Source organism: Nocardiopsis oceani, from assembly GCF_054777395.1.
This window is the reverse complement of sequence record NZ_BAAHAR010000095.1, coordinates 1-7,770: the sequence shown is the minus strand read 5'-3', so window position 1 is coordinate 7,770 and position 7,770 is coordinate 1. Positions and strand designations below refer to the sequence as shown.

The window sequence follows — 7,770 nt, the reverse complement described above, 5'->3', positions numbered from 1 at the left end:
TTCGCCTCGGGCTTCCTCTCGACCCCACCTCACGGTGACGCCGTTGCCTCCGGCTCAGAGTTAGCACTGCCGCTTCCTCTAGAGGACTTCCACCTCCAAGCAACTGCCCATGCTGGGCACACCAAGAAAGCGGCCGCCCCTCCCGGAGGAGGAACGGCCGCTTGACGCAGACCAGCGGGCTTCTGAGGCCCGCAGAGGACTACTTGAGGGTGACGGTGGCGCCGGCGCCCTCGAGGGCCTCCTTGGCCTTGTCCGCGTTGTCCTTGCTGACGCCCTCGAGCAGAGCCTTCGGGGCGTTGTCGACGAGGTCCTTGGCCTCCTTGAGACCCAGGCTCGTGAGGCCGCGGACCTCCTTGATGACCTGGATCTTCTTGTCGCCAGCGCTCTCGAGGACGACGTCGAACTCGCTCTGCTCCTCGACCTCTTCGGCGGCGCCACCGGCGGCGGGGCCGGCGACGGCGACGGCGGCCGGCGCGGCGGCGGTGACGTCGAACTTGTCCTCGAACAGCTTCACGAACTCGGACAGCTCGAGGAGGGTCATCTCCTCGAACGCGGCAAGCAGGTCCTCGTTGCTGAGCTTCGCCATGGTGCGATCTCTCTTTCTCTAACGACACGCGCGCCCGACGGCGCATCGTGCGAGCCAGTGGCCGGGCGCTGTCGGCACCCGCCGTGGTTCAAAAGGTTTAAGCGGCTTCCTCGTTGCGCTTGTCCGCCAGGGCCTGCGCGAGACGCACAGTCTTGGAGGGCAGCGCCTGGAAGACGGCGGCGGCCTGGCCCTGCTTGGCCTTGAGCGCACCCGCCAGCTTCGAGAGGAGAACCTCTCGGGACTCCAGGTCGGCCAGCTTGCTGATGTCCTCGGCGGCCATCGACTTGCCGTCGATGAGTCCGCCCTTGATCACCAGGGACGAGTTCTTCTTCGAGAAGTCACGCAGACCCTTGGCGGCCTCGACAACGTCCCCGTGGACGAAGGCGATGGCGGACGGGCCCTCGAGCAGATCGCTGATCTGCTCGTCGACACCGGCGTCCTTGACCGCGATCTTGGTCAGCGTGTTCTTGACGATGCGAAAACGCGCAGTCTGGCCGAGGCTGTGACGCAGTTCAGAGATCTGCGCAACACTGAGCCCCCGGTATTCGGTCAGCACGGCGCCGTTCGACTCACGAAGCTCGTTCGAGAGTTCGGCGACCGCGGCTGCCTTGTCCGGCCTCGCCATGGGACTCCTTCCAACAGTGAACGCTGGCGATTCCCAAGGACTCCCACGATCGGCGTCTGCACGAGAAAAAGCCCCGGGCGCGAGGCGCACGGGGCATGTCCGCGTTCTCAGGCCGTGACTGGCACGGACCCCGGAACGGGAAAGCTCTGGTGACACCTGCGCGGGCGCCCATCGTGAATGGGTCCTTAGGTCACCCGATCGGGTGACGACCAGCGGTCTTCGGCAATTACCAACAATAGCGGACTCCCGGAGGTGCTCGAACACATGAGGCACACATGACCGGTGATCCGCGACACGCGACGGGCCCCGCTCCCCCAGAGGAGGCGGGGCCCGCGGCGGTCAGGCCTGTTTCGCTCAGGCCTTCAAGCCAAGAGAGAAGGACTAGACCTCGAGCGGGACGCTCGGGCCCATCGTGGTGGTGACCACGCCCTTCTTGACGTAGCGGCCCTTGGCCGCGGACGGCTTGAGACGCTGCACCTCGTCGATCGCGGCCTGGTAGTTCTCCACCAGCTTGGCGTTGTCGAACGACACCTTGCCGATGATGAAGTGCAGGTTCCCGTGGCGGTCCACGCGGAACTCGATCTTGCCGCCCTTGATGTCGGTCACGGCCTTGGCCACGTCCGGGGTGACGGTGCCCGTCTTGGGGTTGGGCATGAGGCCACGCGGACCGAGCACGCGGCCGAGGCGGCCGACCTTGCCCATGAGGTCCGGGGTGGCCACGACGGCGTCGAAGTCGAGGAAGCCGTTCTGGACCTTCTCGACCATCTCGTCGTCGCCGATGATGTCGGCGCCAGCGGCACGAGCCTGCTCGGCACGCTCACCGGTCGCGAAGACCAGGACCCGAGCGGTCTTGCCGGTGCCGTTCGGCAGGTTCACGGTGCCGCGGACCATCTGGTCGGCCTTGCGCGGGTCGACGCCCAGACGCAGGGCGACCTCGACGGTCGCGTCGAACTTGACCTTGGTGGTGTCCTTGGCCAGCTGCACGGCCTCGGCGGGGCTGTAGAGCCGGTCACGGTCCACCAGGTTGTTCGCCTGACGGTGGTTCTTGCTGCGCTTCACGCTGTTCTCCTACAGGAACATGTGGTCTCCGGGCCAGCGCCTGGCCCTGCCACTGTGGTTCTTGCCGTCGAGCTTCCGCGGCCTGAGCGACCGCGCGGAGAGCTACTTGACCTGGATGCCCATCGAGCGGGCGGTACCGGTAACGATCTTCGCTGCGGCTTCGATGTCGTCGGTGTTGAGGTCGGGCAGCTTCGTCTGCGCGATCTCACGGACCTGGTCGGCGGTGATGCTCCCAGCGGTGTTGCGGCCCGGGTCCGTGGCGGCCTTGTCGATGCCCGCGGCCTTGAGGATCAGCTTCGGCGCCGGAGGCGTCTTGGTGACGAAGCTGAAGGAGCGGTCCTCGTAGATGGAGATCTCGACGGGGATGACGCTGCCGCGCTGGCCCTCAGTAGCAGCGTTGTACTGCTTGCAGAAGTCCATGATGTTGACGCCGTGCGGACCGAGAGCGGTACCGACGGGCGGCGCCGGGGTCGCCTGACCGGCGGGGAGCTGCACCTTGACGAGTGCGGCAAGCTTCTTCTTCGGAGGCATATCGGGTCCTTTGCCTGATCTGCGTTGTGTGCCGGCCCCTGCCTCCCTGACGGTGCTCCCCTGCCACGAGGGCACGGCGGCACCGCTGCCGAAGGAGGCCTTCCGCGGCAGAGCGCGGAGTCACGGCCCGTCGGGACCGGACGGGCCGGGGCGCGCACCACCGAGGTGGTACACGCGACAGTAGGTCCGCCCGGAAACGGGCGGACCTACCAAGTCTACGTCGTCCGGACAACTGGTCCGGGCGAATCAGATCTTGGAGACCTGGTTGAACGAGAGCTCGACCGGGGTCTCACGGCCGAAGATCGACACCAGCACCTTGAGCTTCTGGGTGTCCGGGTTGATCTCGCTGACGGTGGCCGGCAGGGTCGCGAACGGACCCTCCATGACCGTGACGGACTCGCCGACCTCGTAAGCGACGTCGGAACGGGGCTCGGCACTGCCACCGCTGGCCGCGGCCTGCTGGGCCTGCTCCGGCTCCTCCTCCGGCTCGGGCGCCAGTAGCTTGGCGACCTCGGAGAGGCTCAGCGGAGCCGGCTTGTTGGACAGACCCACGAAGCCGGTGACACCGGGGGTGTTCCGGATGGCCGACCAGGACTCGTCGGTCAGGTCCAAGCGGACGAGCACGTAACCGGGCAGGACCTTCTCGGTGACCTGCTGGCGCTTACCGCTCTTGACTTCGGTGACCTCGTGCTCGGGAACCTCGACCTGGAAGATGAACTCCTCCATGTTGAGGGACTGGGTGCGGCTCTCGACGTTGGCCTTGACCCGCTTCTCATAGCCCGCGTAGGTGTGCACGACGTACCAGTCGCCGGGCAGCAGGACGAGCTCGTTCTTGAACTCCTCGACGGGGTCGAGACGGGGCAGCTCGGGCTCCGCTTCGGCCTCTTCGGCCCCTTCGGTGCTCCCGTCGGCCTCTTCGGCCGGCTCCGGGCTGTCTGCGTCGGCCTGCTCGACCGCTTCCTCGGACAGCTCGCCCGCCAGGCCGGTCTCTTCCGCCGACGACTGATCCGGCTCCTCTTCGGGGAAGTCGTCAGAGGTCAGTGGGGACTCGGACACGGCTGCTCTTTCTCTCGTCGGATTCGCTAGTGCGTGCGACGCACACCGAACAGGCCGTGCGTCGAACCCAGTTGTGCCAGCTTACGGTCTCTCCGGGCGACACGGGACCAACGCGCGGACGAGCGGGGCCAAGGCCGTGGAAACGGCCACCGTCGAGAGGCGCCCCGGAAGGGGGGCTTAGGGGCCCTCGGGAACACCCTCAGGGACGGCTTCGACGCCCTCAGGACGACCGAAGTTGCTGTAAAGCCAGGTCACAGCCTCACCGAAGGCGTAGTCGAGAAGGGAGACGTAGGAGAGGACCATCACCACGAACACCATGACGACGATGGTGTAGGTGACCAGTTCCCTACGCGTGGGCCAGCGGACCTTGCGCAGCTCGCCGACGACCTGCTTGGTGAACGTCACCGGACCGGTACGACGCGCGGGCTCCTTCTCGGGCTTGGCGTCGGCGTCAGTCTGAGTCACCTGGGGTCCTTAGGGTCGCGGGCTGCTTCAAATTCCCCGTAGTTCCTCGCCCTCGCGGCGGGGTGGCGAGAAATCGCCACCCCGGTCCTGCGTGCGGACTTGCAGGGCAGGAGGGACTCGAACCCCCAACCGCCGGTTTTGGAGACCGGTGCTCTGCCAATTGAGCCACTGCCCTTAGCGGAAACTGCGCTCCCACCATAGCCGGTCCTGAGTACTACCGCACACCCGGAAAGGTGTGACGCCTCCGTAACGACTGGCCGACGCGGATGAGTGTATGCCCTCTCCGCCACTCCGGCCAAACCGTTTCGCGAGGGCATGACAACATGGGCAACATGACTGACCGACCCCGTGTCTCTGCACGTATCAGCGCCATCTCCGAGTCCGCCACCCTCGCGGTGGACGCCAAGGCCAAGGCCATGAAGGCGGAGGGCCGTGCCGTCATCGGTTTCGGCGCGGGTGAACCGGACTTCCCGACCCCCGACTACATCGTCGACGCCGCCGTGGCCGCTGCCCGCGAGCCCCGCTTCCACCGCTACACCCCCGCCGGCGGCCTTCCCGAGCTGAAGAAGGCCATCGCCGAGAAGACCAAGCGTGACTCCGGCTACGAGGTCGACCCCGCCCAGGTCCTGGTGACCAACGGCGGCAAGCAGGCCATCTACGAGGCCTTCGCCGCCATGCTCGACCCGGGCGACGAGGTCATCGTGATCGCCCCGTACTGGACCACCTACCCCGAGTCCATCAAGCTCGCGGGCGGTGTCCCGGTCTTCGTCGTCACCGACGAGAGCACCGGCTACATGGCCAGTGTCGAACAGCTCGAGGCCGCTCGCACCGACCGCACCAAGGTCCTGGTGTTCGTCTCCCCCTCGAACCCGACCGGCGCCGTCTACCCGCGCGAGCAGGTCCGCGCGGTCGGTCAGTGGGCGAACGAGAACGGCCTGTGGGTACTCACCGACGAGATCTACGAGCACCTGGTCTACGGCGACGCCGAGTTCTCCTCGCTGCCCGTCGAGGTCCCCGAGATCGCCGACCGCACCGTCATCGTCAACGGCGTCGCGAAGACGTACGCGATGACCGGCTGGCGTGTGGGGTGGATCATCGGCCCGAAGGACATCGTGAAGGCCGCCGGCAACCTGCAGTCGCACGCCACCTCGAACGTCGCGAACGTCTCGCAGGCCGCTGCGCTGGCCGCCGTCACCGGCGACCTCACCGCGGTCGAGGAAATGAAGAAGTCCTTCGACCGGCGCCGCCAGACCATCGTGCGGATGCTCAACGAGATCGACGGCGTCGTCTGCCCCGAGCCCGAGGGCGCGTTCTACGCCTACCCGTCGGTGAAGGGGGTGCTCGGCAAGGAGATCCGCGGTAAGACGCCGCAGAGCTCCACCGAGCTGGCTGAGATCATCCTCGAGGAGGCCGAGGTCGCCGTGGTGCCGGGCGAGGCCTTCGGTACCCCCGGTTACCTGCGCCTGTCCTACGCGCTCAGCGACGAGGACCTGGCGGAGGGCGTCGGCCGCGTCCAACGGCTCCTGGCCGAGGCCAAGTAGCTCCCCACGCCGAAACGCGCCCCGTGCCGAGCACGGGGCGCTTTCGTGTGTCCCCACCCGTGGCGCTGGTCGATGTGGCGTTGGTCAATCATGGCCCGCTGGGTGCCTCACATGCGGCAGGCTTACGTCATGGAGACACCGACCACCGCTCGCCGATTGGACCGGCTGCCCAAAGCACACCTGCACCTGCACTTCACCGGCTCGATGCGCCACGACACCCTTGTGGAGTTGGCGGAGGAGCGGGGGGTACACCTGCCCCAGGCCCTGGCCAAGGAGTGGCCTCCCAAGCTCCGCGCCACCGACGAACGGGGCTGGTTCCGCTTCCAGCGCCTCTACGACATCGCCCGATCCGTGCTCCGCAAGCCCGAAGACATCCACCGGCTCCTGCGTGAGGCCGCTGAAGACGAGAAGTCCGCGGGCTCCCGGTGGCTGGAGATCCAGGTGGACCCGAGCGGTTACGCGTCCCTCTTCGACGGGCTCACCGCAACCCTCGAACTCATCCTGGACGCGGCCCAGGCCGCCGAGCGCGACACCGGTGTCCACATCGGCCTGATGGTCGCCGCCAACCGCACCAAGCACCCCCTCGACGCCAAGGCGCTCGCCCGGCTTGCCCGCCAGTACAGGGGCAAGGGGGTCGTGTCGTTCGGCCTGAACAACGACGAACGCCGCGGCCGCGCCCGAGAGTTCGAGGGTGCCTTCCGCATCGCCAAGCGGGCCGGTCTCCTCTCCGCGCCCCACGGCGGTGAGCTCAACGGCCCCCGCAGCATCCGCGAGTGCCTGGACGAGCTCGACGCCGACCGGATCGGCCACGGCGTCCGCGCCGTCGAGGACCCCTACCTCCTGGAGCGCATCGCCACCCAGGAGGTCACCCTCGAGATCTGCCCGACCTCCAACGTGGGCCTCGGCGTCATCGAGGAACTGGACCGCCTGCCCCTCCGCAAGCTCTACGCGTCGGGGGCTCCCATCGCCCTCGGCACCGACGACCCGCTCCTGTTCGGTCCCAGGCTCCTGGAGCAGTACCAGATCGCCCGTGAGGTGTTCGAGTTCTCCGACCACGAGATCGCCGACCTCGCCCGCATGTCCATCCGGGGTGCCGGAGCCCCGGACTTCCTCAAGAAGGAGCTCCTCTCCGGCGTCGACCATTGGATCGCCAGCGAGCCCGAACCCATCACCGATCCTGCCGCCGAGGGTCGGTAGAAGCCGAAGGCCCGGAAACCCGGAGGAGCAGAGGCTCGGAGGTACAGAGGCTCGGAGGTACAGAGGCGCAGAGGCGCAGAGGCACGGAGGCGCAGAGGCTCGGAGGTACAGAGGCACAGAGGCACAGAGGCACAGAGGCACAGAGGCACAGAGGCACCAAAGGATCCCAGATACCACCTTGAAACATTCTATTTATTTGGTGTGGGTTACTTCCACGCCCCAGGCACGTCCTGGAAATGTCGGGTGGCGACAGTCGGGGTTTCCCTGTTGGCTAAAGGCGCCCTCCTTTCCCGCCGCCCGATTGTGGCCGTCTCCACTGCGCGCCTCAAGGTCGTCGCCATCGAGCGCTTCGCGCATCAACGGCGCTCCACCTTGACCCGCTCCGCTCCGACGGCGGGTTGGCGGCTATCGGGAAAGGGGGACGGGTGGTCGAGGTCCGAGCCATTCCGGGCTACGCCCGAAAAACCGAACCCCTCGGCCTGGCGGCCGATCCCTGCCACTCCACCGGAGCGTTGACGCCTGGCGGTGTCGCGGCCGGTCATTCGCCCCTGCGAACCCCGAACAGCACGGCCTGCGGCCGGTGGGGCCCCTGCGCCGGAGCCTACCGGTTGCGGGTGTCGCGGCCGGTCAATGCGCCCAGCGAAAACCCCGATGATCTTGCCCCTGTCTCCACCCTCGGCCGCCGAGAGTGGAGACAGGGGCAAGATCAT

General features: G+C 67.3%; 8 protein-coding genes and 1 tRNA gene. 2 read left to right on the top strand and 7 right to left on the bottom strand.

What is annotated here, in order from left to right:
- Nucleotides 1-199: 199 nt before the first annotated feature.
- The 7 genes from rplL to ACYVDG_RS32220 all read right to left on the bottom strand — a co-directional run bounded on the left by rplL (nt 200) and on the right by ACYVDG_RS32220 (nt 4,497).
- Entirely contained in the window at nt 200-586 is a 387-nt protein-coding gene (rplL, locus tag ACYVDG_RS32250; protein WP_460763854.1) for a 50S ribosomal protein L7/L12, read from the bottom strand.
- A gap of 97 nt (nt 587-683) precedes the next feature.
- On the bottom strand, nt 684-1,211 hold the full coding sequence (rplJ, locus tag ACYVDG_RS32245) for a 50S ribosomal protein L10 (protein ID WP_460763850.1): 528 nt from the start codon (nt 1,209-1,211) through the stop codon (nt 684-686).
- Between the two features lie 381 nt (nt 1,212-1,592).
- Nucleotides 1,593-2,270, bottom strand: a complete 678-nt coding sequence (gene rplA, locus ACYVDG_RS32240) for a 50S ribosomal protein L1 (RefSeq protein WP_460763847.1) — start codon at nt 2,268-2,270, stop codon at nt 1,593-1,595.
- Between the two features lie 102 nt (nt 2,271-2,372).
- Nucleotides 2,373-2,801, bottom strand: a complete 429-nt coding sequence (gene rplK / locus ACYVDG_RS32235) for a 50S ribosomal protein L11 (RefSeq protein ID WP_460763844.1) — start codon at nt 2,799-2,801, stop codon at nt 2,373-2,375.
- Between the two features lie 246 nt (nt 2,802-3,047).
- Complete coding sequence (gene nusG / locus ACYVDG_RS32230; RefSeq protein WP_460763840.1) at nt 3,048-3,857, bottom strand: transcription termination/antitermination protein NusG; 810 nt, start codon at nt 3,855-3,857, stop codon at nt 3,048-3,050.
- Between the two features lie 177 nt (nt 3,858-4,034).
- The gene (secE, locus tag ACYVDG_RS32225; protein ID WP_460763835.1) at nt 4,035-4,322 is read right to left on the bottom strand and encodes a preprotein translocase subunit SecE; all 288 of its coding nucleotides are present in this window, start codon (nt 4,320-4,322) and stop codon (nt 4,035-4,037) included.
- Nucleotides 4,323-4,424: 102 nt separating this feature from the next.
- Nucleotides 4,425-4,497: transfer RNA gene (locus tag ACYVDG_RS32220), tRNA-Trp, on the bottom strand.
- Nucleotides 4,498-4,654: 157 nt separating this feature from the next.
- Between ACYVDG_RS32220 and ACYVDG_RS32215 the strand changes: the two genes are divergently transcribed.
- Both ACYVDG_RS32215 and ACYVDG_RS32210 read left to right on the top strand, forming a co-directional pair.
- Nucleotides 4,655-5,863 carry a pyridoxal phosphate-dependent aminotransferase gene (locus tag ACYVDG_RS32215; RefSeq protein WP_460763830.1) on the top strand — a complete coding sequence of 403 codons (1,209 nt, stop codon included), beginning with the start codon at nt 4,655-4,657 and terminating at the stop codon, nt 5,861-5,863.
- Between the two features lie 129 nt (nt 5,864-5,992).
- Nucleotides 5,993-7,060, top strand: a complete 1,068-nt coding sequence (locus ACYVDG_RS32210) for an adenosine deaminase (protein WP_460763827.1) — start codon at nt 5,993-5,995, stop codon at nt 7,058-7,060.
- Nucleotides 7,061-7,770: the final 710 nt, after the last annotated feature.

Excerpts from the sequence above, each read along its gene's own strand:
- rplJ (WP_460763850.1), bottom strand. The coding sequence starts at position 1,211 with ATGGCGAGGCCGGACAAGGCAGCCGCGGTCGCCGAACTCTCGAACGAG.
- ACYVDG_RS32210 (WP_460763827.1), top strand. The coding sequence starts at position 5,993 with ATGGAGACACCGACCACCGCTCGCCGATTGGACCGGCTGCCCAAAGCA.
- rplL (WP_460763854.1), bottom strand. The coding sequence starts at position 586 with ATGGCGAAGCTCAGCAACGAGGACCTGCTTGCCGCGTTCGAGGAGATG.
- rplK (WP_460763844.1), bottom strand. The coding sequence starts at position 2,801 with ATGCCTCCGAAGAAGAAGCTTGCCGCACTCGTCAAGGTGCAGCTCCCC.
- ACYVDG_RS32215 (WP_460763830.1), top strand. The coding sequence starts at position 4,655 with ATGACTGACCGACCCCGTGTCTCTGCACGTATCAGCGCCATCTCCGAG.